Raw genomic sequence first — 24,620 nt, forward strand, 5'->3', positions numbered from 1 at the left:
ATGCGGCATGCAAAAAGGGCGGCCTCGGCCGCCCTTTTTTATTCCACCCGGCGTTGATCCTTGGCCGTCAGCGCCACCCGAACATCATCTGCCCGGCCAGCAAGCGCTTGGCCGGTCGTATGGCATCGATCAGTCCCAGCCCCACGCCCAGCATGGCCTGCGATCCGCTGCCATCGGCTGCGCCGGCAAACAGGCGCGCCATCGCATCTGTCAGCCTGATCGTCAGGCCGCGATCGGATTTGCGCATGGCCGAGAATCGGGCCAGGGCGTCGGGGGCAGTGTCGGAGGCAAGGTCACGCGCCAGCAATTCCGCCAGTACGGTCGCATCACGCAGGCCGAGATTGAGCCCTTGGCCGGCGACCGGATGCAAGGTTTGCGCGGCATTGCCGATGGCGACGCAGCGCTGCGTCTGAAGCGGGTGCGCATTCAGGCCGAGCGGGAACGGGTGGCGCGCACTGGCGCTCACGAATCGTCCGACGCGTTCGCCAAATGTTTTCTGCAACTCGGCCAGGAATTCATCGTCCTTGCACGCCATCAGCATCTGCGCCCGATCCGGCCCGACACACCAGACCAGGGCATAACCCTGCTCTTGCGGCAGCAGCGCCAGCGGGCCTTCTTCCGTGAACCGTTCATAAGCCCGCCCGTCCTGCGGTGCAGAAACGCGCACATGGCTGATGATGGCGGTCTGGCCGTAGTCGCGGTGCACCGGCCGGTCAGCCTGCGCGCCGAACAAGCCGCCCTCGGCCTGTACCAGGATTCGCGATGACAGCACCTGGCCGTTGTCGAGGCTGATGCTCACCTCGTCCGCCGCCTCTGCCGTATTGATGACGGTGAGGGGGCGCCGGACCGTGACGCCGGCTTGTGCCACGCTGCCCGCGAGGCGCTCGACCAGCTTGCCGTAGCGGCAGACATAACCGAGCTCGGGTACCCCGAACTCACTGCTGCGCAGCAGCGCGCGCCCGAAGTGCCCGCGGCGCGATACGTGTATTTCCCGGATCGGGTCGTGCGCAACAGGCCATGCTCCGATCTGTTCCAGTACCTGACGGCTGCCATAGGAAAGGGCAATGGTGCGCGGATCGGCGACCGATGCCGCCAGCGTTTTGCCATCGATCAGGGCTATTCGTGCAGGTTCCACGCCGCGGCGCGCCAGCAAGGCAGCAAGCGCCAGGCCGACCGGGCCGGCGCCGCAGATCGTTATGTCGAAATCAGTTGGCATCGGGTGGTCAATACTCAATGCCGCATCAGCGCTTCAATGTCGGCAATCGACTTCGGCGTATTGCGGGTGATGATGTCGCAGCCGCTTTCAGTCACGACGGCGTCGTCCTCGATGCGGATGCCGATATTCCAGTACTGCTCCGGCACGCCGGGCGCCGGGCGCACGTAGATGCCCGGCTCGACCGTCAGCACCATGCCGGGCTTCAGCTTGCGCCATGGCTTTTCCTCCTCCAGCGCTTCGCGTTCACGATATTCGCCGACATCATGCACGTCCATGCCCAGCCAGTGGCCGGTGCGGTGCATGTAGAACTGCCGGTAGTCGCCCTTGGCGATGACGTCGTCGAGCGTGCCGAGCTTGTCCCGGTTCAGCAGGCCGGTGTCGAGCATGCCCTGCGCCAGCACCCTGACGGCGGCATCGTGGCCTTCCATGAAGGTCCGTCCCGGGCCGGTATGGGCAATTGCCGCCTCCTGCGCGGCCAGCACGATTTCGTACAGTTCGCGCTGCGGCCCGGAAAAGCGGCCGTTGGCCGGGAAGGTGCGGGTAATGTCGGACGCATAGCTGTCGAGTTCGCAGCCGGCGTCGATCAGCACCAGGTCGCCATCCTTCAGGATCGCATCGCCGGCGCGGTAGTGCAGCACGCAGGTGCTGGCACCGGTGGCGACGATCGAGCCATAAGCGGGAAACTGCGAGCCGTTGCGGCGGAACTCATGCAGAAGCTCGGCTTCGAGTTCGTACTCGCGCCGGCCAGGTTGCGCCAGCTTCATCGCGCGGATGTGAGCGACCGCGGAGATGTCGGCGGCGCGCTGCATGATGGCGATTTCGCCGGCATCTTTCACCAGCCGCATCTCGTTGAGCATCACATGCAGGTCGATCGCGGTGGACGGGGCAACCACGCCGGAGCGCGCCTGCATGCGTACCGCGTCCAGCCAGCGGCGCACATGGGCATCCAGCTCATGGTCGGTGCTGAGCGCATAGAACACTGCCGGCGCGTTCGCCAGCAGCCGGGTCATCTCGGCATCGAGCTGGCCGATCGGATGCGCAGCATCGAAACCGAACGATTCGCGCGCCGCTTCCGGACCATAGCGATAGCCATCCCAGATCTCGCGCTCTTCATTTTTCTCGCGACAGAACAGGATCGACTGATCGGCCTGCCCGGCCTGGCCGGTTACCAGCACCAGCACGGCTTCCGGCTCGGTGAACCCGGTCAGGTAGTAGAACGAACTGTCGTGGCGATAGGGGAAATCGGCGTCCGCATTGCGCATGGTTTCGCGCGCGGTGGCCAGGATGGCGACGCCGCCGCCTTTTTCGCGCATCTGGCGCAGCACTTCGGCGCGCCGCCTTGCATATGAACTCATTTCAGCTCCTTGGGGAGTAGGGTGCATTCAGCTGGTCCAGCCGTTCGGCGGTGCCGACATCGGTCCAGTCGCCGCGATAGACTTCTCCGCCGACCTGGCCGCGAGCGGCATATTCGCGCAGCAGCGGCGCCAGCTTCGCCGTATCGCCTGCCTGCACGCTGTCGAACATCGAGGGCCGATAGACGGCGATGCCGGAAAACGTATAGCGTGGCTCGCCTTCGTTGGTGACCGAAAAATTGTTCAGGGCAAAGTCGCCCTGTGGATGGTGCGCCGGATTCTTGACCAGGTACAGCCAGGCGACGTCGCGCTTGTCGATCGCATGCGGGTTTCCCCACAGGTCATTGTCCTTGAGCGTGTCGCTGACTTGCGAGAAATCGAAATGCGGGCAGTAGACGTCGGCGGCGATCGCGACAAACGGTTCCACGCCCAGCAATGGTCGGGCAAGGGCGACGCCGCCCGCCGTTTCCAGCGCAGTGCCTTCCCGAGAGTACGCGATGCTGGCGCCGAATGCCGAGCCGTCTCCCAGCGCCTGCTCGATCATGTCGCCGAGGTGCGCATGGTTGATGACGATCTCGGTAATGCCCGCCCGCACCAGGTTGAGAATGTGCCACACGATCAGCGGCCTGCCGCGCACCTTCAGTAGCGGCTTGGGGCAATCGTCCGTGAGCGGACGCATGCGCTCGCCGCGGCCGGCAGCGAAGATCATTGCTTTCATCGGCTGGCCTAGAAGGTGTATCCGACCGAGGGCGCCTTGTCTTCCAGCGCGTCGAGCAGGCGGATCAGTGGTGCCAGTTCGCGATAGCGTCCTGCTGCCCGCCGCGTGTATTCCAGCACCAGCGGCATGTCGTTCAGGTAAGCCGGCTTGCCGTCGCGGTGATATAGCCGGGCAAAGATGCCAAGCACCTTGAGATGCCGCTGCAGTCCCATGTATTCGAAGTCGCGGTAGAACGCGTCGACATCGTGGCTGACCGGCAGGCCGGCGCGGCGCGCGCGCTCCCAGTACCGGATCGCCCAGTCGAGCACCATTTCCTCATCCCACTGGATGTAGGCGTCGCGCAGCAGCGATACCAGGTCGTAAGTGATCGGCCCGTAGACGGCATCCTGGAAGTCCAGAATGCCGGGGTTGCCCTTGGGCAGCACCATCAGGTTGCGGGAATGGAAATCCCGGTGCACATACACTTGCGGCTGGGCCAGGTTGTTGGCCAGCAGCGCATCGAACACCTTGTTCAGGTCGGCAGTCTGCTGGTCGCTCAGGGCCAGGCCGATGTGCTTGCCGATATACCAATCGGGAAACAACATCAGTTCCCGCAGCAGCAGCGCGCGGTCGTATTCGGGCAGCACGCCGGGCTTGCTCTGCACCTGCATCAGCACCAGCGCGTCGATCGCATCCATGTACAGCTTGTGGGCGGTGTCGATATTGAGCTGGTGGAGATAGGTGGTGGACCCGAGGTCCGACAGCAGCAGGAAGCCCTGGGGGACGTCGGCGGCGATGATCGCCGGCACAGATACCCCGGTCTTGCCGAACACGTCGGCAACATGGATGAATGGCCGCACGTCTTCCTGCGGCGGCGGCGCGTCCATCACGATATAGGTAAGTCCGTCGTCGCCGTCGGCACGGAAGTAACGGCGGAAACTGGCGTCCGAGGACGCTGGCCGGATGCTGCCGGCGTCAATTGCGGGGGCCTGCAGGGTGGCCAGCCATTGCTGGAGCGCCACCAGGCGTTGATCTGAAGTGGAATCGGAGGGCATGGCGAAGGGAGGAGGTGCGTTTGAGCTGCGTTTGATTGGCGATGAGTTAGTGCGATGAGTTAGCGCGTTGAGTTCCCCTATAATACGGGATTCACCCTGAAAAATCGTCCCTACATGGTACGCCTTCCGCCCGCTACATGACCCTGCGCAGACGATTTACCCGAACCAGCCGGCTGGTGCATGCCTTGACGGTTGCGCTGTCGGCGGCCGCCATGGCGGACGGGGCGCTGGCACAGGGGGGGCCGAAACCGGCTCGCCCGGACGAGAGCGACGCCCCGACCACGGTGGACGCCGAGCGGCTCTCCGGGCGCCCTGATCGCGAGATCAGCCTGGAGCGCGATGTCGAAATCCAGCGCGGCAGCATGACGCTCAATGCCGACCGGGCCGATTTCGACATCGTTGACGACCGCGTGCGCGCGACCGGCAATGTCCGCCTGCGCAATTTCGGCGACCGCTACACTGGTGAGGAACTCAACCTGAAGCTGGACACGGGCGAGGGCTACGTCGTCCATCCGACTTACCGGCTGGAGAACAACAACGCCCAGGGCAGCGCCGAACGCCTCGAGTTCGAGTCGCGTGACCGCGCCGTGATCGAACAGGGCAACTACAGCACCTGCGAGGGGCCGGATCCCGACTGGCAACTGCGTGCCGGGAAGCTGACGCTGGATCGTGAGCGCGACATCGGGACCGCCAGGAACGCGGTCGTGATCTTCAAGGGCGTTCCGCTGCTGGCCTCGCCCTACCTGTCGTTCCCGATGACGTCCGAACGCAAGTCCGGCCTGCTGCCGCCGAGCTTCGGCACCAGCAGCCGCGGCGGCCTGCAGATCCAGATGCCTTATTACTGGAACATCGCGCCCAATCGGGACCTGACGCTGTACCCGCGCATCATTGCGCAGCGCGGCTTCCAGATGGGGGCGCAGGCGCGTTATCTCGGCCAGACATATTCCGGCCAGACCCGATTCGAAGGGATGCTGGACGACCAGCTTGCCGGCCGCAGTCGTTACGCGATTTCATCCGTGCATTCCCAGCAGTTGACCCCGCAACTGGCACTCAGTACCAACATCAACGCGGCGTCGGACGGCAATTATCCCAACGACTTCACCAATACGATCACGACGTCGACACAGCGCATCCTGTTGCGCGACGCCAGCCTGGGCTATGCCGGCGCCGGCTGGACAGCGTACGCCCGCGCCAGCGGTTACCAGGTGTTGCAGGACCCGCTATCGCCTATCGTCAAGCCTTACGAACGGCTGCCACAGGTCGGACTGGTCGCATCCAGGGTCGACGTCAAGGGCTTCGACCTGGGGTTCGACTCGGAACTCACCAGGTTTGCGCATCCGACATTCGTGCAGGGCACCAGGATGGTGGTGAATCCGCGGGTATCCTATCCGCTGATCTACCCGGGATTTTTTGTTACGCCGAGCGCTTCGGTGCATGCGACCAGCTATAACCTGACCAACCAGGCAGCAGGCCTGCCGACCACATTCAACCGGGTGCTGCCAACGCTGTCGGTAGACAGCGGCGTGGTGTTCGAGCGGCAGACGGCGCTCATGGGCCGGACGCTGACCCAGACGCTCGAGCCGCGCCTGTACTACGTGTACACGCCCTACAAGGACCAGAGCCAGTTCCCGATCTTCGACACCGCGCTGGCCGACTTCAACTACACGCAGATGTTTCGCGAAAACCGTTTCAGCGGCCATGATCGTATCAGTGACGCCAATCAGCTTACTGCTGCAGTGTCGAGCCGTTTCATCGAAGAGAGCGGCGTCGAGCGGATGAACGTCGCCCTGGCGCAGCGCTTTTATTTCAACGATCAAAGGGTGATCGGCGGGCTGCAGTCCGAGACAAAATCCGACATACTGCTGCTCGGGTATGGGCAGGTGTCTTCCACGGTGGCGGTGGACAGCACTTTCCAATACAGCCAGAGCCTGCATTCCTGGCAACGCACCAGCTTCGGCGTGCGCTGGCGTCCTGGCGCCAATCGGGTGCTGAACGTGCAGTACCGGCGCGACCAGACCACGCCTTTGCGGCTGTTCGACATTTCGGCGCAGTGGCCGCTGACCAACCGGCTGTACGGCGTGGGCCGGCTGAATTACTCGCTGCAAGAGAACCGCCTGGCAGAAAGCGTAGCCGGCATCGAATACAAGGCGGACTGCTGGATCTTCCGTCTGGTGGCACAGCGGATACCGACCGGCACCGGTGTGTCCACATCCACCATCTTCCTGCAGCTGGAACTGAACGGCTTGTCGAAAATCGGCTCGAATCCATTGCAGATCCTGCGTACCAACGTCCCAGGTTACCAGTCGCTTACCTCGCCCTAGGCATAACGAGAAACGAACATGAAACAACAGTCATCTTCTGCAACCGCAATTCGTCGATCGCCACGCCAGCCCCGGCGCGCGCCTGGCGGCTGGCTGTTGGCCGCCGCCGCCATCCTTGCGCTGCCGGCGGTCCATGCCCAGACACAAGGCCCGGCAGCAGCGCCCGCCCGGCAAAATGTGCAAGCGGTCGATTCCATCGTTGCGGTCGTGAACAACGAAGTGATCACCAACCGTGAACTGGAAGACCGTATCAAGATGGTCGAGGCGCGCATGCGCAGCCAGAACGTGGCGATGCCGCCGCGTGCCGAATTCCGCAAGCAGTTGCTGGAGCGGCTGATCGTTGACCGGGCCCAGATGCAGCTGGCGAAGGAGTCCGGCATACGGGTGGACGACCAGATGCTGGACCGGGCGGTCGCCGGCATTGCAGAGCAGAACAAGATGAACATGCAGGAGTTCCGCAACCAGCTGGAACGTGACGGCATGAGCTTCGCCCGTTTCAGGGAGGATATCCGCGAGGAGATCACCCTGCAGCGGCTGCGCGAGCGGGAAGTCGACAGCAAGATCCAGATTTCCGAATCCGAGATCGACAATTTCATGGCCGAGAGCCCGGCCACCGCCGAACCGACCGAACTGAACATTGCACAAATCCTGATCCGGATTCCTGAAAACGCATCGCCGGAGCAAATCAGCCAGCGCCGGGAACGTGCCGAGCAGGCTGTGCAACAATTGAAAGGCGGCGCTGACTTTGCCAAGGTCGCCGCCACATTTTCGGACTCGGCCGATGCATTGCGCGGCGGCGAGATCGGCTGGCGCACGCCGGATCGCCTGCCTGAATTGTTCGTCGATTCAATGGCCAAGAGCAAGCCGGGTGACATCGCCGCCGTCAAGAGCGCAAATGGCTTCCATATCCTGAAGCTGCTCGGTACCCGCAAGGCGGAGGCCGGCACCAGCGGCACCAGCGGCGGCAGCGTGCCGGCAGTAGTGCAGACCCGGGCGCGCCATATCCTGATCAAGGTGAACCAGGTCGTGTCGTCCACCGATGCCCGCCGCAAGCTGGCCGAGGTCAGGGAGCGCCTGGCCAACAAGGCCGCCACCTTTGAAGAGATGGCGCGCCTGTATTCCAACGACTCCACCGCGTCCCGCGGCGGCGACCTTGGCTGGGTCTATCCGGGCGACACGGTGCCCGAGTTCGAGCGGGCCATGAATGCATTGCAGCCGGGCGACATCAGCGAACCGATCGAGTCGCAGTTCGGCTTCCACCTGATCCAGGTGATGGAACGCAAGCGTGATGACGTATCGAAGGAGCGGCAGCGGCAAGCCGCAAGGCAAGTCCTGCGCGAGCGCAAGGCGGCCGAGGCCCAGGAGGAATGGCTGCGCCAGTTGCGCGACCGTGCCTATGTCGAATACCGCGACGACGCCGACGGCCGGCGCTGATGGGACGTCCGCGCATCGCAGTCACCTGTGGCGAACCGGCCGGTATCGGACCGGAGATATCCATACGCGCGGCATGGGCCCTGCGTGACAGCGTCGAATGCGTGCTGATCGGCGATTCTGCGCTGTTGAGCATGACCGCCCACGCAATCGATCCCGAAATCCGGCTGGTAGCACTGTCGTGGCAGGCGGTACGCAATGACGGCTTGCCGTCATTCGGCGTGGATCGTGTCGCGGTGATCGATTGCCCCCTGAATGCGCTGGTCGTGCCCGGCAAGCTCGATGCCGTCAATGGATTGCCGGTGCTGCGCACGCTCGACATGGCGATCGACGGCGGCATGAACAAGCTGTTCGACGCAATCGTGACGGCACCGCTGCAGAAGAGCACGATCAACGATGCCGGCGTGCCATTCTCCGGCCACACCGAATACCTGGCTGAAAAAACCGGCACGCCGCGGGTGGTAATGATGCTGGCTGACGGCGCCGGGCCGCATCCGCTCAGGGTCGCGCTGGCGACCACCCATCTGCCACTTAAAGATGTCGCTGCGGCGATCACCATCGACAGCCTGCTGCAGACCATCTCCATCATCCATCGCGACCTGCAAGCGAAGTTCGGATTGGCGCAGCCGCGCATACTGGTGACGGGACTCAATCCGCATGCGGGCGAGGGCGGTTACCTCGGCCGCGAGGAAATCGACATCATCGAACCGGCGCTGGCGCGTGCCAAGGCACAGGGCATCGCGGTCGAAGGCCCTTATCCGGCCGACACCCTGTTCCAGCCAAAATACCTCGACCGCGCCGACTGCGTGCTGGCGATGTATCACGACCAGGGGCTGCCGGTGCTCAAGCACGCCAGCTTCGGCCGCGGCGTCAACATTACACTGGGCCTGCCCCTGATCCGCACCTCGGTTGACCACGGCACTGCGCTGGATATCGCCGCTGCCGGAATCGGCCGTGCGGACGTCGGCAGCATGCTGCAGGCAATCAAGGTGGCGGCAAGCATGGCCGCTGCACAGAAGGCGCAATGAAACACATTCCCCGCAAGCGCTTCGGCCAGAATTTCCTGACCGACAAGACCGTACTGCATGACATCATCAGTGCGATCGGGCCGCAGCCCGGCGACCTGATGGTGGAGATCGGCCCCGGTCTGGGTGCCATGACCAGCCTGTTGCTGGGCTCGCTTGAACGCCTGCACGTAGTCGAGCTCGACCGCGACCTGGTCGAACGGCTGTCACGCAAGTTCGACCCGGCCAGGCTGATCGTGCATTCCGGCGACGCGCTGGCCTTTGACTTTCGCTCGCTGCTGCCGTCCGGCGACGTTCAAGCGCCACCGGGATCCGGTTCGCAGCGCAGCTTGCGCGTGGTCGGGAACCTGCCGTACAACATTTCGTCGCCCCTGCTGTTCCATCTCGCCGATTTCGCCGACATCGTGGTCGACCAGCATTTCATGCTGCAAAAGGAAGTGGTCGAGCGCATGGTGGCGGAGCCTGGCAGCAAGGTGTACGGACGCCTGTCCGTGATGCTGCAGTGGCGCTACCAGATGGATATGCTGATGGTGGTGCCGCCGACTGCGTTCGACCCGCCACCGAAGGTTGAATCTGCGATCGTGCGCATGATCCCGCTGCGCGAGCCGCTGGCCTGCGACCCGGCCTTGCTGGGCCAAGTGGTGACCAAGGCGTTCTCGCAGCGGCGCAAGGTCTTGCGCAATTGCCTGTCGGGGATGTTTACGGAAGAGCAGATCAGGGACGCAGGGATCGACCCGCAGGCGCGGCCGGAGACGGTGGCGGTAGAGGGGTTTGTAGGCTTGGCGAGGATGCTAGGAACTTGACTGGTATCCGTTAAATGGGGTGACTTAAATGGGCTCAGGCTCGAATTAAACTCGTTTAATTCGAGCCTGAGCCCATTTATGCATTGATTACGTCCCGCGCTGTATCAACTCGATCTTGTATCCATCAGGATCGGTGATGAACGCGATCACGGTACTGCCGCCCTTCACCGGGCCGGCCTCGCGCGTGACATTGCCACCCTTTGCCTTGGCCTCGGCGCACATCTTGTACGCGTCGTCCACGCCGATCGCGATGTGGCCGTACGCGCTTCCCATCTCGTACTTGTCGACGCCGTAGTTGTAGGTGAGTTCGATCTCGGCCTGTTCCGGATTTGATTCGTAGCCGACGAATGCCAGCGTGTATTGCTGGTCCGGGCGGTCGGTCGTGCGCAGCAGTTTCATGCCGAGCACCTTGGTGTAGAAGTCTATCGATCGCTGCATGTCGCCTACGCGCAGCATGGTGTGTAGCAGTCGCATTGTCTGTCCTCGATGTTGGTTGCTTGCCCCGAGTTAAACGGGGAAACGTTACTTCAGAAAATCGGCAGCGTTTCCGGACCCTGTTCGCGCAGCGCGCGGCGCGCGGCTTCGAACTCGGGAAATACGGATTGCACGGTGGCCCAGAAGCGCGGACTGTGATTCATCTCGCGCAGGTGGGCAAGTTCGTGCGCGATCACATAATCGATCTGCTGCAGGCCGAAATGCATCAGGCGCCAGTTGAGCCGGATGCGGCCGTCATGCGTGCACGATCCCCACTGCGTCAGCGCCGATGATAGCGCGAAGGAGCGGTATTCGACGCCGAGCTTTTCTGCGTACAAGGGCAGCCGTTCCGCAAACACGCGCTTTGCTTCCCGCTGCAGCCAGCCCAGCACCTGGTCCTTGAGCTGCTGTTCGCCAGCATCGCTCGGCAGGCACACCAGCAGTTCATTGCGGTCCGCGTCGAAATGCGTGGCCTGCTGGCGCTGCTGCTGTTGTTGCTGTTGCTGCAAAATGCGCAGCACCACCTCGCGTCCCAGGTAGGGCAGGCTGGCCCCGTCGCGCCATTCCATTGGCGGGCGCATGCGCGCCGATCGCTCACGCCGCTCCGCCAGTTTGGCGAAAACCCAGCGTTCCTTTTCACGGATTGCGCCTTCGATCTCGGCGACGGTCACCCAGCGCGGCGCTGCAACGTGCAGCCCGTCTTCGTCGATGACGAAGCCAATGGAACGCCGCTTGGAGCGCCGCAGCGTGTAATCGAGCGCGTTCTCGCGCAACTGGATCCGGCGCCGGCCAGGGGTGGCCTGGCCAGGCGTTGCAGTCTTGGGTGAGGGGGGCGGGGCAGCAGGCGCAGCAGGGGCCGGATCTCGCGATCCGGTCCTGAAAATCGAAGGCGATGTGAAAAAGTCCAGTTGCAGCGCAAGCTGTTTTGGATCGGGCAGCAGGTTGCGGAGCAGCTTTTTCAAGACGTTGGCGGACTCTGGACTGGACTGGATCGGGCGTACACAGCAGGAGAAATTACCCGCATTTCCGATTCTATCCAATTTTCAACTTCATGCAGCAATTCGAGCGCGCTCTTCCCTTCCGACGAGATCGGCTTGCCGATCGATACGGTGATCAGGCCCGGCTTCTTGATGAAGGAATTCTTGGGCCAGCATTCGCCCGAATTCATTGCCACCGGTATGACCGGCACCCCGGTCTCGACCGCAAGGCGGGGGCCGCCGATCTTGTATTTTTCCTTCGAGCCGACCTGGCTGCGGGTGCCCTCGGGGAACATGATGATCCATTGTCCGTCGGCCAGGCGCTTGCGCCCGATCGCGACCACCTGCTTCATCGCATCCGTGCCCTTGCTGCGGTCGATCGGAATCATGCGCAACAGCGCGATGCCCCAGCCGAAGAAGGGAATGTAGGTCAGCGCCTTCTTGAACACATAGACCAGTGGACGCGGCATCAGCACGATGTAGAAAATTGTCTCCCAGGCGGACTGGTGCTTGGAGAGCACGACGGCCGGTGCATCCGGCAGGTTCTCCATGCCTTTCACCTGGTAGCGGATTCCGCAGATCACCTTCGCCGCCCAGATTACGACCACATTCCAGCGCCCGGTCATGTAGTAGCGCTGGTGATAGGGCAGCGGCGCGAACAGGAAGCACAGCGGCGCCCAGATCACGGTCATTACCAGCATCACCAGGGCGAACAACAAGGAACGCAGGAACAGGTTCGGCAACGAGCGCCGCGGGCTGGTCATTTCTTCATGGGTCACTGTTTTTTCCTGCTTTCTTTGGATGCGCCGGCGTCGCTGCCAGCGGCGGTGGGCATGAGCAGCAGGTGGTCCACCACCGCCGCGAGATTGTCGAATGTCTGGGTGCCGGGCGGGAGGCCGCCCTTTTCGAGGGTTTTTTCGCCTTTGCCGGTCAGTACCAGATAGGGCACGCAACCGACCACGAATCCGGCCTGCAGGTCGCGCAGGGAGTCGCCGACCGCCGGCACCCCTTTCAGGCTCACATTCAGGCGGCGGGCAATGGCATTGAGCATGCCGGCCTTCGGCTTGCGGCAATCGCAGTCCTCATCGGCGGCGTGCGGGCAGAAGAAGATCGCATCGATTTCGCCACCTGCTTTCTGGGCGCTGTCGTGCATCTTCTGGTGGATCGCGTTGAGCGTCACCATGTCGAACTTGCCGCGCGCCACGCCCGACTGGTTGGTGGCGACAACCACCCGGTATCCGGCCTGGTTCAGGCGTGCAATGGCTTCCAGCGATCCGGGAATCGGGATCCATTCACGCGGCGACTTGATGAAGCTTTCCGAATCGAAGTTGATCACGCCGTCACGGTCGAGGATGATGAGTCTCATCGCCCCGGGGCCGGTCATGCGGCCAGTTTCGAAATGTCGGCGACGCGGTTCATCATCGCGTGCAGCGCCGCCAGCAGCGCCAGCCGGTTGTTTCGCAAGGCTTCGTCTTCCGCCATCACCATCACGTCATTGAAGAACGCGTCGACGTCGGCCCGCAGTTGGGCCAGCGACATCAGCGTGCCGGCGAAGTCGCCCTGCGCCCAGGCCTGCTCGGCCTGCGGCTGCAGCCGCAGCAGTGCAGCGTGCAGTCCCTGCTCCGCACTCTCCAGCAGCAGGCTGGCCTGTACCTCGCCGGTCGCGGCGCTGGTCTTCTTCAGGATATTGGTGATGCGCTTGTTGGCTGCCGCCAGCGCCTCGGCTTCCGGCAGTGTGGCAAAGGCCTTGACCGCTTCCAGCCGCTCAACGATGTTATCCAGGCGATCGGGATGCTGCGCCACCACTGCTTCGACCTGGTTCTGTGCGTAGCCGCGCTCGCGCAGCAGGCCGCGCAGCCGGTCCATCATGAAGCCGGTGATGTCTTGTTCCGGATCCTTGAACGCGGCATTGCCGGCAAACAGGGACACGCTGCTTGCCAGCAAGATCGACAGCGACAGCGGCAGCCGCTTTTCAATCAGCATGCGCAGCACCCCCAACGCATGCCGGCGCAGTGCGAACGGATCCTTGTCGCCGGTCGGCGCCAGGCCAATGCCCCAGATGCCGACCAGGGTTTCCAGCTTGTCGGCCAGCGAGATCACGGTGCCGGTCTGCGTGGAGGGCAGGGCGTCACCGGCGAAACGCGGCTGGTAATGTTCTGAAATTGCGCGCGCGACCTCTTCCGGCTCGCCGTCATGACGGGCGTAGTAGGTACCCATGATGCCCTGCAGTTCGGGGAACTCGCCCACCATGTCGGTCAGCAGGTCGGTCTTCGCCAGCAGCGCGGCGCGTTCGGCCAGCGCAGCGTCCGCGCCCATCTGGTCGGCAATGGCAAGCGCCAAGGCGCGCACGCGCTGGGTGCGCTGTTCCTGGCTGCCCAGCTTGTTGTGATAGACCACGTTTGCCAACGCCGGCAGGCGGTCGGCCAGTTTCTTCTTCTGGTCCTGCTCGAAGAAAAACTTGGCATCGGACAGGCGCGGACGCACCACCCGCTCATTGCCGCCGATGATGTGTTCCGGACTCGCCGTTTCCACGTTGGAGACCACCAGGAAGCGCGAACGCAGGCGCCCTTCGGCATCGGTCAGCGCGAAATATTTCTGGTTGGTCTGCATGGTCAGGATCAGGCATTCCTGCGGAACCGACAGGAATTCGTCGCCGAAGCGGCAGGCGTACACCACTGGCCACTCGACCAGGGCCGTCACTTCGTCGAGCAGCGCCTCGGGCATCAGGATCTGGTCGGAACCTGCTTGTGCCAGTAGCGCCTGGCGGATTTGCTCGCGCCGTTCAGGGAAACTGGCGACCACCTTTCCTTCGGCATGCAGCGTGGGCGCCCAGGCGTCGCTGGAGGCGATGCTGATGTCGCCGTGCGACAGGAAACGATGGCCCTGGGTGACCCGCCCGGCCTGGAGTCCGAGCAGCGTCAGCGGTACAAGCTGTTCGCCGTGCAGCGCGAGCAGCTTGTGCACCGGGCGCACGAACTGCACCGTGCTGCCATCCGGCCGCTGGTAGCTCATGAGCTTCGGTATCGGCAGCTTGGCCACCGCTTCTTCCAGACTCGCCTGCAAGCCAGCCTGCAGCGGCACGCCGGCGGCGGTGTATTCATGAAACAAGCTTTCGGCCTTGCCGTCCTGCGCCCGCTGCAACTGTTGCAGCGTGATTTCGCCGACGCCGGTGGAGGCGGCAAGCGCCGCCAGTTTTTTCTGCAGCGGCGCAGTCGGATTGCCCTGGGCGTCAAGGGCGACCGATACCGGCAGCACCTTCTCGCGCACCTTCTTGTCCGGCGACGCGCTGCGCACGCCGGAGATGTGCACGGCCAGCCGACGCGGCGTGGCGTATGAGGTCGTGACGGAACCATCGTCCAGGAAGGCGCGGGCCTTCAGGCCATTGGCGATGCCGGAGGCGAAGGCTTCGCCCAGTTTTGCCAAGGCCTTGGGCGGCAGTTCTTCGGTAAGCAGTTCGACAAGCAATGTCTGGTTCATATTCAATCTACGCTTTTCCCGATCTCACCCTCCCCTTCAAGGGGAGGGCCGGGGTGGGGATGGGGTCAAATCTACGCTTTTCCCGCCTTCACCCTCCCCTTCAAGGGCAGGGCTGGGGTGGGGATGGGGTCAGATCTACGCTTTGCCTGATCTCGCGCCTCTTGAAAGAGGAGCGGCAGTGCTTGCTTCAGATATTTCGCTTATCAAGCCGCCTGGCGGCTGTCGCCGCACATCGGGAAGCCCAGCTTTTCACGCGATTCGTAATAGGCCTGCGCCACCGCGCGCGACAGGTTGCGGATGCGGCCGATATAGGCCGCCCGCTCGGTCACCGAAATCGCGCCGCGCGCATCCAGCAGGTTGAACGTATGCGCGGCCTTCAGGATCATTTCATAAGCCGGCAGCGTGACCGGCACGGCCAGCAGGCGCTTCGCTTCCGACTCGTAGTTCGAGAACAGCGAGAACAGGAATTCGGCATTGGAATGTTCGAAGTTGTAGGTCGACTGCTCGACTTCGTTCTGGTGGAACACGTCGCCGTAGGTCAGGTGCTTCTTGACGCCATGCTCTTCCCATTCGGTCCAGACCAGGTCGTAGACGTTCTCGACGCCTTGCAGGTACATCGCCAGCCGCTCGATGCCGTAGGTTATTTCGCCCAGCACCGGCTTGCAGTCCAGGCCGCCGACCTGCTGGAAATACGTGAACTGCGTGACTTCCATGCCGTTCAGCCAGACTTCCCAGCCCAGGCCCCAGGCGCCGAGCGTCGGATTTTCCCAGTCGTCCTCGACGAAGCGCACGTCGTTCTGCTTCAGGTCCAGTCCCAGCGCCTGCAGCGAGCCCAGGTACAGTTCGAGGATGTTTTCCGGCGCCGGCTTGAGCACCACCTGGTACTGGTAGTAGTGCTGCATGCGGTTGGGGTTCTCGCCATAGCGGCCATCCTTGGGACGGCGCGAGGGCTGCACGTAGGCTGCCCGCCATGGCTCGGGGCCGATCGCCCGCAGGAAGGTGGCAGTGTGCGAGGTACCCGCGCCCACTTCCATGTCGTAGGGTTGCAGCAGCGCGCAACCCTGACGATCCCAATACTCCTGCAGCTTGAGGATGACCTGTTGAAATGTGAGCATGTTGAAGTCCGCCGCGAAGGGCGGGCAGATAGCGTGGAAAACCCTCAATTCTAGCGGGTTTTTACTGCCCCAGACACGCTTGCGCGCCGCGTCGACAGCCAGGCGGCCAGCAGCAGCCCCACCGCCAGCGTTACGATGGTCACGTTCCCGGCCAGCATGTAGGGCGTCCAGCCCTGCATTCCCTGCACCCGCGCCGCCAGTGTGGCGCGCTGGTAGGCAGGCAGTTGCGCCAGCACCGTGCCGCGCTGGTCGATGATCGCGGTGACCCCGGTGTTGGTCGCCCGCAGCATCGGCCGCCCAGTTTCCAGGCTGCGCATGCGCGAAATCTGCAGATGCTGGGGCAGGGCGATGGTGTCGCCGAACCAGGCAATGTTGGACATGTTCAGCAGGATGGTCGCCGGCAGTTTGCCCGCATGCCAGGCATCCGCCAGCTGGACCGCAATTTCTTCGCCGAACAAGTCTTCGTAGCAGATGTTGGGCAGCACCTGCTGATCCCTGACGGCAAATGCCGGCTGCACCGCCCGTCCGCGGGTGAAATCGCCAAGCGGGATATTCATCATCTGGACGAACCAGCGCGCGCCCGGCGGAATGAATTCGCCGAAGGGCACCAGGTGGTGCTTGTCATAGCGGTAAAGCGGCGCGGATTGCGTGGATTGCGCGGCTTGCGACTGCGGCGCAAGCCCCAGCGCACTGTTGGCATAACTGTCGTGGCCATCGCTGACCGGTACGCCGAGCACGACATGGCTGCCGCTCTGCGTCGCAAACTGTTGCAAGGCCGGCAGGTAGCCGGCCGGCAGCCGGTGGGCCAGCATCGGCAATGCGGTTTCCGGGGTGGCGATCAGGTCGGCCGGGGTTTCGGTGATCATGCGCTGGTACATGTCCAGCGCAGCCTGCACCTGCTCGTGGGCGAATTTGAATTCCTGCGGCACATTGCCCTGCACCAGTCGCACGCTGACCGGATTGCCATGCGCTTCCGTCCATGCCACCTGGCGCAAGCCGAGGCCGGCGGCCACCACCACGATCGCGACCGCAATCGCCCGGCGGCCGCGCAACACCAGGCAGCCGGCCAGCAGGGCTGCCAGCCAGCCGATGCCATACACGCCCAGGACCGGCGCAAAGCCGGTCAGCACGCCTTCGGTATGCGCATAGCCGGACGCCACCCAGGGAAAGCCGGTGAACATCCAGCCGCGCAGCCATTCGGCCAGCATCCACAAGGCCGGCAATGCGACCAGCAGCATTGTTGCGCGCGATGCACCGCGCTGCTGCAGCCAGCGTCCTGCGCCCATCGTAACCCCAGCGAAGGCGCCGAGCGCCAGCGCCAGCAACACGACGGCTGCGGCCGCCATCCAGGCCGGAAGGCCGCCGTAGCGGTGCATGCTGACGAACAGCCACCAGATGCCGCAAGCGCTCCAGCCGAAGGAAAATGCCCAGCCGCGCAGGGCGGCCTGCCGCACCGTGGCGGCAGCATCCACCTGGACGAACAGGATGGCCATCACGATGAATTGCAACGGCCACCAGCCGAACGGCGCAAATGACAGGGTCGCGGCAGCGCCGGCAGCGGCAGCCAGCAGCAGCGGGCGGGAGGGAATCAGGCGGGACAGGATCACTGCGGCGACCGGCTCAGCGCGGGTCTGCTTCGGATGGGCGCGGCGGCAGCTTGTCGACCAGCAGCACGTGCACCTTGCGGGCATCTGCGCGCACGACTTCGAAGCGCACGCCCTCCATCTCGAATACCTCGCCCTTGTGCGGCACGTGGCCGATATGGGTGACGAGCAGGCCGCCGACCGTATCGACCTCCGCATCCGAGAAGTGCAGGCCGAGCATGTCGTTGAACTGCTCGATCGAGGTCAGGGCCTTGACCCGCCAGCGCGGGCCATGCTCAGCCGGCCGGGCCGGCAGGATATTATCCTCGTCCTCGTCGAAATCGTATTCATCCTCGATATCGCCGACGATCTGCTCCAGCACGTCTTCAATCGTCAGCAGTCCTGCCACGCCGCCATATTCGTCGGCCACGATGGCAATGTGGTTGCGGTTGGCGCGGAAGTCGCGCAAGAGCACGTTCAGGCGCTTCGATTCCGGAATGAACACTGCCGTGCGCAGCATGTCGCGCACCACGAAGCTTTCATCACCGAAATAGCGCAGCAAATCCTTTGCCAGCAGGATACCGACCACCCGGTCGCGGTCACCGTCAATGACCGGGAAGCGGGAATGGCCGGAACGCAGCACCTGCGGCAGCCATTGATCGATCGGCTCGCTGATGTCTATCGTTTCCATTTGCGCGCGCGGCACCATGATGTCGCGCGCCGACAGGTCGGAGACCTGGAACACGCCTTCGATCATCGACAGCGCATCGGCGTCGATCAGGCCATGCCCGTGGGCGTCGTGCAGGATTTCGAGCAGCTCTGCCCGGTTTTCCGGCTCGGGAGAGATAAGTGCGGTCAGCCGCTCGAACAAGGAGCGGTGTGGCTTGGTGTCGGGATGTTTGTCCCGACTGGGAGGTTCTTGCATAGGGGCCGTCAGGCTTCAGGAATGATGAAATAGCATACAACAATCAGGTTGCGGCTTGATGAATTGTGGGCCGGGGAGGGGTGCCGCCCACGCATTCAACGCTCGCGATACGGATCCGGCAAGCCGAGAGTCGCCAGGATTTCGGTTTCCAGTTGCTCCATCTCGGCCGCTTCGTCGTCGTCTTCGTGGTCGTAACCCTGCGCATGCAGCACGCCGTGCACCACCAGGTGGGCCGCGTGGTCGGCCAGCCCGATGCCCTGCTCGGCGGCTTCGCGCTCCAGCACGTCGCTGCACAGGATGATGTCGGCCTGCACCACGGCCTCGTCGGCGGTTTCGCTGTAGGCAAAGGTCAGCACATTGGTCGCGTAATCCTTGCCGCGGTAGTCGCGGTTGAGCACACGACCTTCTTCCGCATCGACGAAGCGGATGGTCAGTTCGGCCGGCGCCAGCAGCGCCGCCTGCACCCAGCGCCGGATCGCCGGGCGCGCAATCGCATCCTTCAGACGGGCGTCGGCATACTGCACCGACAGCGACAGTGGATGCCGGCTACGGCTTGCCATGCGATGTCCCGCCGCCAGGTGATGCTTCGTAAGCGTCCACGATGCGTGCCACCAGCGGATGGCGCACCACGTCGGCGCTGGTGAAATGGGTAAAGGCGATGCCACGCACGTCTTTCAGCACAGTCATCGCGTCGACCAGCCCGCTCTTCTGGTTGCGCTGCAGGTCGACCTGGGTGACGTCGCCGGTGATCACGGCCTTGCTGCCGAATCCGATGCGGGTCAGCATCATCTTCATCTGCTCGGGCGTGGTGTTCTGCGCTTCGTCCAGGATGATGAAGGCATGGTTCAGCGTGCGGCCGCGCATGTAGGCCAGCGGCGCGATCTCGATCGCCTGCTTCTCGAACATTTTCTGGGTGCGGTCGAAGCCCATCAGGTCGTACAGCGCGTCGTACAGCGGGCGCAGGTAGGGATCGACTTTTTGCGCCAGGTCTCCCGGCAGGAATCCCAGCCGTTCGCCGGCTTCCACTGCCGGGCGGGTCAATACGATGCGCTTGACCGCGTCCCGCTCCAGCGCGTCCACCGCGCAGGCCACCGCAAGATAGGTCTTGCCGGTGCCGGCCGGGCCGATGCCGAAGGTGACGTCGTGCTCCAGGATCGACCTGAGGTAAGTGTTCTGGTGCGGCGTGCGTCCGCGCAAGTCGCTGCGGCGGGTTTTCAGTACCGGGCTGCTGGCCTCCGCCTCTTCGACTTTTTTCGCCAGCGCGCTGGCGGCGCCGCGGTCGTCAGCATACGAGGCAGTCGCCCGTTGCTCGACTAGCGCCAGCTGCACGTCGTCGATATGGATCGGCCGCTCGGCTTGCGCGTAGAACTTGCGCATCAGCTCGACCGCCCGCTCGGCGTTGGTGCCGTTGACGATGAATTTTTCGGCACGCCGGATGATGGTGACGTCCAGGGCTGCTGAAATCTGGCGGATGTTCGCATCCATCGGGCCGCACAGGTGGGCCAGGCGGTTGTTGTCGACCGGATCGGGCGCGAAATCGAGCGAGGGAAGGTTTCTGGTTTTCAAGCGTTCTGATTTCATATGCGCACGACGACTTCGCCGCGCAGCGAGAAGGTTGTAGTGGCAGTGATGGTGACGTCGACCAGCTGTCCGATCAGGCGCGAGCCATTCGGACCGGCGCTGAAATTCACCACCCGGTTATTTTCGGTGCGGCCCTGCAGTTCGCTGGCGTCGCGCTTGGAGGGGCCTTCGACCAGTATGCGCTGCACGCTGCCGACCATCTGGTCGCTGATTTTTTTCGCGCTGGCAACGATGGCGGACTGCAGGCGTGCCAGCCGCTGTTGCTTGAGTTCCGCCGGCGTGTCGTCCTGCAAGCTGGCTGCGGGCGTGCCGGGGCGCGGGCTGAACACGAAGCTGTAGCTGTTGTCGAAGCCGACGTCGTCGAAAAATTTCATCATCGATTCGAAATCGGCATCGGTTTCGCCGGGGAATCCGACGATGAAATCGGATGAAATCGTGATGTGCGGACGCACTTCGCGAATACGGCGGATGATGGATTTGTATTCCAGGCTGGTGTAGCCGCGCTTCATCGCAGCCAGGATGCGGTCCGATCCATGCTGGGCCGGCAGGTACAAATGGTCGACCAGCTTGGGCACCTTCGCATAGACATCGATCAGGCGCTGGGTGAATTCCTTGGGATGGCTGGTGACGAAGCGGATGCGCTCGATTCCCTCGATCTCTGCGATGTACTCGATCAGCAGTGCGAAATCGGCGGTTTCGCCGTCTGCCATGGCGCCACGGAACGCATTCACGTTCTGTCCCAGCAGGGTGATTTCCTTCACGCCCTGCAGCGCCAGGCCGCTCACTTCGGTCAGCACGTCTTCGAAGCGGCGCGACACTTCCTCGCCGCGGGTGTAGGGCACCACACAATAGCTGCAGTACTTGCTGCAACCTTCCATGATTGACACGAAGGCACTCGGGCCGTCGACCTTGGCCGGCGGCAGATTGTCGAATTTCTCGATTTCCGGGAATGAAATGTCGACCGCCGGTTTGCCCGTGCGCTTGCTCTGCGACAGCAGTTCCGGCAAGCGGTGCAGGGTTTGCGGGCCGAACACCATGTCGACATAGGGCGCGCGCTTGATGATCGCGGCCCCTTCCTGCGAGGCGACGCAACCGCCGACGCCGATCACCATGCCGGGCCGTTTTTCCTTGATTTCACGCAGGCGGCCGAGGTCGGAAAACACTTTCTCCTGCGCCTTCTCGCGCACCGAGCAGGTGTTGAGCAGCACGATGTCCGCATCTTCCGGGGTATCGGTCTTGATGTAGCCATCGGAGGCCCCCAGCACGTCAGCCATCTTGTCCGAGTCGTACTCGTTCATCTGGCAGCCGAATGTCTTGATATAAACTTTTTTTTGCATTGTTGCGATGGTGTGCAGTCTGCTCCGGGAATTACCGGGATGGGACCATGGCGGGTTGGGCCTGCCGCTCCGCGGGTGCCGGACGGCTGGCTTCTTCCGCGCTCAGGATCCAGACACGGTCGATTTCGCCCTGCGCGTTCTCGGTGTAATTGACTGTGTAGCGCCGTCCGCGCAGGGTGACGGGCATGTCTATCGTGTTGTTTTCATTGCGTATCCAGCCGCCGGCCGACAGCCTGCGCGGCTTGTCATCCAGCAGGATGACCGGATACTCCTCCATCGAAAGCTGGCCGCGCTTGGCGATCGGAGGGAATGGGCGCTCGAACGACCAGGCCGCAGAGGCCGCGGCGACGAGCATCACAAAACAGAGGAATCGAACGATTCGCATGGGCGGACACTCCGGTAAGGCGCTGCGCCGGATGCCGGAACAATGACAGCGGCAGGCAATGGCAGCGGGGCAATCCGGAGCCGGCGCACAGAACTCGCAAGGATACCACGCCCGGCCTTTGGCCTGCCGCCGGCAGGACGGGCTTTGCAGCGCGGCCATGATCGGCCATCATTGCCATCCGAACACAAGCAGGACACCCACCTGATGATTGACGCGCATTTTTCACGGCTCGGGCCTGTCGTTGACCTGGTCGACCGGGCCGGCGAGGCCATCCTGCAGGTCTACCGGGGCGCCGACCTTGGCATACAGGCCAAGGCCGACAGCAGTCCCTTGACCGAAGCCGACCTGGCGGCGAACGAGATCATCTGCAAGGGGCTGGCCAGTCTCTGGCCGGCGATCCCGATCCTGAGCGAGGAAGCTGCCAACCCGTTCGCTGGCGAGCAGGAGCCGCCGCTGTACTGGGCGGTCGATCCGCTGGACGGCACCAAGGAGTTCATCAAGCGCAATGGCGAATTCACCGTCAATGTAGCCCTGGTCGAGAACGGTTATCCGGTGCTGGGGGTGGTGGCGGCCCCCGCGCTGGGGCTGTTGTACGAGGGGGTGCAAGGGCATGGCGCCCGCCGGCGCAGCAGCGCCGGATGGGAATCGATTGCGATCGGCGGTCCAATTGTGCCCGAGGCTGTGGTCCGGGTGGCCAGCAGCCGCTCCCACCCGTCGCCGGCAGTGGATGTGTGGCTCAAGCGCTTCGAACGCATCGAGCAGCGCCCGAGCGGCAGTTCCCTCAAGTTCTGCCTGCTGGCGCAAGGCGATGCAGATGTCTACCCACGGTTCGGACCGACCTGCATCTGGGACACTGCCGCCGGGCACGCGGTGCTGGCCGCGGCGGGCGGTTGCGTGACGTCGGTGGATGGCAAGCCCCTGCTCTACAAGCGCCCTGCCAATGTGCTGAACCCGGATTTCGTGGCGTGGCGCAGCGCCGGCCCTTTCCTGAAAGCACTGTAGTCCGCTCGGTAGTTCGTATCGGCCTGAAGTGGCGCAGCGCCCGGGACGGACTCGGCGTGGTTTGAGCCTTCGCAAGGATCGCCTGCCGTTGCCTCCTATAGTTGAGCCGGTGGCGAACAAGGACCGATTCCCTATGGCTGGCAATGGCACTCCGCATCACCCGCAGGTCGGCGCGCCCGACCCCGAACGCGATACTTCCCCCATCATGGGCGGCGGCCTCGAAGAACAGGCGGTCGAGCCCAATGTTGGCGACGGCAAGGTCTGCTACTTCAACAACGTTCCATTTCCGATCGGCGAGTTTGTGCTGAGCGGCAGCGAGGTCCTGCGTTGCGAAGCGCCTGGTGTGTGGGTGCGTGAAGGGGAATTGCCAAGCTGGCCCGGCCCGACGCGCTGAGTGCCGGCCGTCACAGGCAGGCGCAGGCATCCGCAGGACAACACCGTGAGGAGGAATGTTGATGAGCACCCAATTTGATCATGTAAGCGTCGGCAAGAAAGCGAACATTTATTTCGACGGCATGTGCATTTCATACAACCTGACATTCCCGGACCAGACGAAAAAGACCTTGGGCGTGATCCTTCCCTCGGTGGTGACCTTTGACACCACATCGCCGGAAATCATGGAGATCGTGTCTGGCAAATGCCGGGCCCGGATAGGCGAGGCGGCCGACTGGGACAGCTACGATGCCGGCCAGCGCTTCCAGGTGCCGGCCAACTCGCGCTTCCAGCTGGAGGCGCTGGAACCGGTGCATTACGTCTGTCATTTCGGCTGAGTCTGGCGGGGTTGCCTTGGGGCTGGCCTGGGGCAGGCCGGGCGGAGCCGGTTGTTGTCAGGGTGCCGGATCTTTTCCGCCGTCGTCATATTGCGAGAGCCATGACACCGCGGCATCCCGGTAGCGGCTGAACCCCTTGTAGTCGACCAACTGCTGATCGAGCGACTTGAGCACGCGATGCATGCGTCGCGCCCATGCCGGATTGGTGGCGATGTCTTCAAGGCTGAGCAAGTACGTACGTATCGGAAAGACAATCGCATTGGAGCGCGGAAGCCGATGCAGTGGCTGCAGTTCAATGCGCAGGTAAACCAGCCGTCCGGCATTTTCGGGCGTGACGATGGTGCGATCCGGCGCCCATTCCGGAAGGCTCTCGGCGGAAATTTCCAGCCGGGGGTGTACCGTCAGCGACCAGTTCAGGCGACGCACGGGATGTCCGGTGCGCAGGCGCAGCAGGAACTTGAGCGCACGGTCGATTACCCCGGTTTCCTTCACCATCGGAACCGGGCCATGAAATTCTGCCCAGCTCATCCCGAGGTTGAAGCGTAGCGAGTAGTCCGCGCGCTGGGTTGCGATGCCGGCGCCCCAGAACAGGGTTCCGTCGCGCTCTTCCTGCAGTACCCAGTCTCCCTGTGCCTGGCGGGTTACGTATTCCATCGGCTCGAATGGCAGGGTGGACGGGTCGCCGAATGTGAACCGGTCATCGATTCCAAGTGGACGATTCACCCAGTGCCAGCGCGCGCCATCTTTTTGCAGGCTGAAATACTCGGGGTAGTCGCGTGCGTACGATTCCATGATCAGCTCCAGCAGGTCCCATTGCGCCGCCATCATGTGGGGCGCCGAGACATAATGCATCCCGGGATCCTTGTCGAGTGTGATGGCACGATCCCGGCATTCGCTGATGTAGTGCTCGTCGATGTCGAATGCGAAACGCAGCGCGCCGTCGCCCACCGGAACGTGCGGCTCCAGGTTCATCGAGTACATGTAGATGTCGTCCGGGAACGGAAACGGTGTCCGCGCAATGCACTCGGCACTGTTGGAGTAGGTGTAGTCGTCCCGATAGGTTTCGTCCGGCTTGAACCTGATGTTCATTTTCT

At 63.4% G+C, this 24,620-nt stretch carries 24 protein-coding genes; 7 read left to right on the forward strand and 17 right to left on the reverse strand.

All coding sequences use genetic code 11. The annotated features are described in order from the left end of the window. Window positions 1-67: 67 nt before the first annotated feature. The 4 genes from FVE66_RS19310 to FVE66_RS19325 are packed head-to-tail and all read right to left on the reverse strand — an operon-like array spanning window position 68 to window position 4,320. Window positions 68-1,216, reverse strand: coding sequence for a UbiH/UbiF/VisC/COQ6 family ubiquinone biosynthesis hydroxylase (locus tag FVE66_RS19310; protein WP_151449114.1), 1,149 nt, complete (start codon window positions 1,214-1,216; stop codon window positions 68-70). 14 nt (window positions 1,217-1,230) lie between these two features. Further along, window positions 1,231-2,571 (reverse strand): aminopeptidase P N-terminal domain-containing protein, encoded by a 1,341-nt coding sequence (locus FVE66_RS19315; RefSeq protein ID WP_151449115.1) that lies wholly within the window; start codon window positions 2,569-2,571, stop codon window positions 1,231-1,233. Window position 2,572: 1 nt separating this feature from the next. Next, on the reverse strand, window positions 2,573-3,286 hold the full coding sequence (gene murU, locus FVE66_RS19320; RefSeq protein ID WP_151449116.1) for an N-acetylmuramate alpha-1-phosphate uridylyltransferase MurU: 714 nt from the start codon (window positions 3,284-3,286) through the stop codon (window positions 2,573-2,575). An 8-nt stretch (window positions 3,287-3,294) separates the two neighbouring features. Next, the gene (locus FVE66_RS19325) at window positions 3,295-4,320 is read right to left on the reverse strand and encodes an aminoglycoside phosphotransferase family protein (RefSeq protein WP_151449117.1); all 1,026 of its coding nucleotides are present in this window, start codon (window positions 4,318-4,320) and stop codon (window positions 3,295-3,297) included. A 137-nt stretch (window positions 4,321-4,457) separates the two neighbouring features. On the opposite strand from FVE66_RS19325, the gene FVE66_RS19330 reads away from it, so the two are divergent. The 4 genes from FVE66_RS19330 to rsmA are packed head-to-tail and all read left to right on the forward strand — an operon-like array spanning window position 4,458 to window position 9,900. Further along, window positions 4,458-6,641 carry an LPS-assembly protein LptD gene (locus FVE66_RS19330; protein ID WP_151449118.1) on the forward strand — a complete coding sequence of 728 codons (2,184 nt, stop codon included), beginning with the start codon at window positions 4,458-4,460 and terminating at the stop codon, window positions 6,639-6,641. 18 nt (window positions 6,642-6,659) lie between these two features. Continuing rightward, window positions 6,660-8,075: a peptidylprolyl isomerase gene (locus tag FVE66_RS19335; RefSeq protein WP_151449119.1), complete on the forward strand. Its 1,416-nt coding sequence runs from the start codon at window positions 6,660-6,662 to the stop codon at window positions 8,073-8,075. Beyond that, window positions 8,075-9,100: a 4-hydroxythreonine-4-phosphate dehydrogenase PdxA gene (gene pdxA, locus FVE66_RS19340; protein ID WP_151449120.1), complete on the forward strand. Its 1,026-nt coding sequence runs from the start codon at window positions 8,075-8,077 to the stop codon at window positions 9,098-9,100. Before FVE66_RS19335 ends, pdxA begins: the two co-directional genes overlap by 1 nt. Beyond that, window positions 9,097-9,900, forward strand: a complete 804-nt coding sequence (gene rsmA / locus FVE66_RS19345) for a 16S rRNA (adenine(1518)-N(6)/adenine(1519)-N(6))-dimethyltransferase RsmA (RefSeq protein WP_151449121.1) — start codon at window positions 9,097-9,099, stop codon at window positions 9,898-9,900. Before pdxA ends, rsmA begins: the two co-directional genes overlap by 4 nt. Window positions 9,901-9,987: 87 nt before the next feature. Here rsmA and gloA read toward each other — a convergent pair whose 3' ends face one another. The 12 genes from gloA to FVE66_RS19405 all read right to left on the reverse strand — a co-directional run bounded on the left by gloA (window position 9,988) and on the right by FVE66_RS19405 (window position 21,754). After that, window positions 9,988-10,374: a lactoylglutathione lyase gene (gene gloA, locus FVE66_RS19350; protein WP_151449122.1), complete on the reverse strand. Its 387-nt coding sequence runs from the start codon at window positions 10,372-10,374 to the stop codon at window positions 9,988-9,990. A gap of 53 nt (window positions 10,375-10,427) precedes the next feature. Next, window positions 10,428-11,336, reverse strand: a complete 909-nt coding sequence (locus FVE66_RS19355; protein ID WP_194164414.1) for a M48 family metallopeptidase — start codon at window positions 11,334-11,336, stop codon at window positions 10,428-10,430. Further along, entirely contained in the window at window positions 11,333-12,115 is a 783-nt protein-coding gene (locus tag FVE66_RS19360) for a lysophospholipid acyltransferase family protein (protein ID WP_151449163.1), read from the reverse strand. The genes FVE66_RS19355 and FVE66_RS19360 overlap by 4 nt, the downstream gene beginning before the upstream one ends. Before the next feature lie 11 nt (window positions 12,116-12,126). After that, a complete protein-coding gene (gene gmhB, locus FVE66_RS19365) occupies window positions 12,127-12,717 on the reverse strand; it encodes a D-glycero-beta-D-manno-heptose 1,7-bisphosphate 7-phosphatase (protein WP_151449123.1) in 591 nt (196 codons plus the stop codon). Window positions 12,718-12,731: 14 nt separating this feature from the next. Then, window positions 12,732-14,828, reverse strand: a complete 2,097-nt coding sequence (glyS, locus tag FVE66_RS19370) for a glycine--tRNA ligase subunit beta (protein WP_151449124.1) — start codon at window positions 14,826-14,828, stop codon at window positions 12,732-12,734. A gap of 203 nt (window positions 14,829-15,031) precedes the next feature. Further along, window positions 15,032-15,943 carry a glycine--tRNA ligase subunit alpha gene (glyQ, locus tag FVE66_RS19375; protein WP_151449125.1) on the reverse strand — a complete coding sequence of 304 codons (912 nt, stop codon included), beginning with the start codon at window positions 15,941-15,943 and terminating at the stop codon, window positions 15,032-15,034. Between the two features lie 50 nt (window positions 15,944-15,993). After that, entirely contained in the window at window positions 15,994-17,550 is a 1,557-nt protein-coding gene (gene lnt / locus FVE66_RS19380; protein WP_241673293.1) for an apolipoprotein N-acyltransferase, read from the reverse strand. Window positions 17,551-17,563: 13 nt separating this feature from the next. Continuing rightward, window positions 17,564-18,451 (reverse strand): HlyC/CorC family transporter, encoded by an 888-nt coding sequence (locus FVE66_RS19385; RefSeq protein WP_151449127.1) that lies wholly within the window; start codon window positions 18,449-18,451, stop codon window positions 17,564-17,566. 95 nt (window positions 18,452-18,546) lie between these two features. Further along, window positions 18,547-19,011 (reverse strand): rRNA maturation RNase YbeY, encoded by a 465-nt coding sequence (gene ybeY, locus FVE66_RS19390; protein WP_151449128.1) that lies wholly within the window; start codon window positions 19,009-19,011, stop codon window positions 18,547-18,549. After that, entirely contained in the window at window positions 18,998-20,017 is a 1,020-nt protein-coding gene (locus tag FVE66_RS19395; protein WP_241673294.1) for a PhoH family protein, read from the reverse strand. Before FVE66_RS19395 ends, ybeY begins: the two co-directional genes overlap by 14 nt. A gap of 11 nt (window positions 20,018-20,028) precedes the next feature. Next, window positions 20,029-21,369, reverse strand: a complete 1,341-nt coding sequence (gene miaB / locus FVE66_RS19400; protein ID WP_151449130.1) for a tRNA (N6-isopentenyl adenosine(37)-C2)-methylthiotransferase MiaB — start codon at window positions 21,367-21,369, stop codon at window positions 20,029-20,031. Between the two features lie 31 nt (window positions 21,370-21,400). Then, window positions 21,401-21,754 (reverse strand): hypothetical protein, encoded by a 354-nt coding sequence (locus FVE66_RS19405; RefSeq protein ID WP_151449131.1) that lies wholly within the window; start codon window positions 21,752-21,754, stop codon window positions 21,401-21,403. A 171-nt stretch (window positions 21,755-21,925) separates the two neighbouring features. Here FVE66_RS19405 and cysQ point away from each other — a divergent pair, with 171 nt between their 5' ends. The 3 genes from cysQ to ppnP all read left to right on the forward strand — a co-directional run bounded on the left by cysQ (window position 21,926) and on the right by ppnP (window position 23,526). Continuing rightward, window positions 21,926-22,756 carry a 3'(2'),5'-bisphosphate nucleotidase CysQ gene (cysQ, locus tag FVE66_RS19410; protein ID WP_241673295.1) on the forward strand — a complete coding sequence of 277 codons (831 nt, stop codon included), beginning with the start codon at window positions 21,926-21,928 and terminating at the stop codon, window positions 22,754-22,756. 88 nt (window positions 22,757-22,844) lie between these two features. Next, window positions 22,845-23,150: a hypothetical protein gene (locus FVE66_RS19415; protein ID WP_161993344.1), complete on the forward strand. Its 306-nt coding sequence runs from the start codon at window positions 22,845-22,847 to the stop codon at window positions 23,148-23,150. Between the two features lie 61 nt (window positions 23,151-23,211). Next, entirely contained in the window at window positions 23,212-23,526 is a 315-nt protein-coding gene (gene ppnP / locus FVE66_RS19420; protein ID WP_151449133.1) for a pyrimidine/purine nucleoside phosphorylase, read from the forward strand. Between the two features lie 57 nt (window positions 23,527-23,583). Here ppnP and FVE66_RS19425 read toward each other — a convergent pair whose 3' ends face one another. Continuing rightward, window positions 23,584-24,615: a heme-dependent oxidative N-demethylase family protein gene (locus FVE66_RS19425; RefSeq protein ID WP_151449134.1), complete on the reverse strand. Its 1,032-nt coding sequence runs from the start codon at window positions 24,613-24,615 to the stop codon at window positions 23,584-23,586. Window positions 24,616-24,620: the final 5 nt, after the last annotated feature.

This window comes from Lacisediminimonas profundi (genome assembly GCF_008831265.1).
In the GTDB taxonomy this organism is placed as follows: Bacteria; Pseudomonadota; Gammaproteobacteria; order Burkholderiales; family Burkholderiaceae_D; genus Lacisediminimonas; species Lacisediminimonas profundi.

Excerpts from the sequence above, each read along its gene's own strand:
- gmhB (WP_151449123.1), bottom strand. The coding sequence starts at position 12,717 with ATGAGACTCATCATCCTCGACCGTGACGGCGTGATCAACTTCGATTCG.
- ybeY (WP_151449128.1), bottom strand. The coding sequence starts at position 19,011 with ATGGCAAGCCGTAGCCGGCATCCACTGTCGCTGTCGGTGCAGTATGCC.
- ppnP (WP_151449133.1), top strand. The coding sequence starts at position 23,212 with ATGAGCACCCAATTTGATCATGTAAGCGTCGGCAAGAAAGCGAACATT.
- FVE66_RS19330 (WP_151449118.1), top strand. The coding sequence starts at position 4,458 with ATGACCCTGCGCAGACGATTTACCCGAACCAGCCGGCTGGTGCATGCC.
- FVE66_RS19385 (WP_151449127.1), bottom strand. The coding sequence starts at position 18,451 with ATGCAAGAACCTCCCAGTCGGGACAAACATCCCGACACCAAGCCACAC.
- FVE66_RS19310 (WP_151449114.1), bottom strand. The coding sequence starts at position 1,216 with ATGCCAACTGATTTCGACATAACGATCTGCGGCGCCGGCCCGGTCGGC.
- rsmA (WP_151449121.1), top strand. The coding sequence starts at position 9,097 with ATGAAACACATTCCCCGCAAGCGCTTCGGCCAGAATTTCCTGACCGAC.
- FVE66_RS19335 (WP_151449119.1), top strand. The coding sequence starts at position 6,660 with ATGAAACAACAGTCATCTTCTGCAACCGCAATTCGTCGATCGCCACGC.
- glyQ (WP_151449125.1), bottom strand. The coding sequence starts at position 15,943 with ATGCTCACATTTCAACAGGTCATCCTCAAGCTGCAGGAGTATTGGGAT.
- gloA (WP_151449122.1), bottom strand. The coding sequence starts at position 10,374 with ATGCGACTGCTACACACCATGCTGCGCGTAGGCGACATGCAGCGATCG.
- FVE66_RS19360 (WP_151449163.1), bottom strand. The coding sequence starts at position 12,115 with ATGACCAGCCCGCGGCGCTCGTTGCCGAACCTGTTCCTGCGTTCCTTG.
- FVE66_RS19325 (WP_151449117.1), bottom strand. The coding sequence starts at position 4,320 with ATGCCCTCCGATTCCACTTCAGATCAACGCCTGGTGGCGCTCCAGCAA.
- miaB (WP_151449130.1), bottom strand. The coding sequence starts at position 21,369 with ATGCAAAAAAAAGTTTATATCAAGACATTCGGCTGCCAGATGAACGAG.
- pdxA (WP_151449120.1), top strand. The coding sequence starts at position 8,075 with ATGGGACGTCCGCGCATCGCAGTCACCTGTGGCGAACCGGCCGGTATC.
- FVE66_RS19425 (WP_151449134.1), bottom strand. The coding sequence starts at position 24,615 with ATGAACATCAGGTTCAAGCCGGACGAAACCTATCGGGACGACTACACC.
- glyS (WP_151449124.1), bottom strand. The coding sequence starts at position 14,828 with ATGAACCAGACATTGCTTGTCGAACTGCTTACCGAAGAACTGCCGCCC.
- murU (WP_151449116.1), bottom strand. The coding sequence starts at position 3,286 with ATGAAAGCAATGATCTTCGCTGCCGGCCGCGGCGAGCGCATGCGTCCG.
- FVE66_RS19405 (WP_151449131.1), bottom strand. The coding sequence starts at position 21,754 with ATGCGAATCGTTCGATTCCTCTGTTTTGTGATGCTCGTCGCCGCGGCC.
- FVE66_RS19315 (WP_151449115.1), bottom strand. The coding sequence starts at position 2,571 with ATGAGTTCATATGCAAGGCGGCGCGCCGAAGTGCTGCGCCAGATGCGC.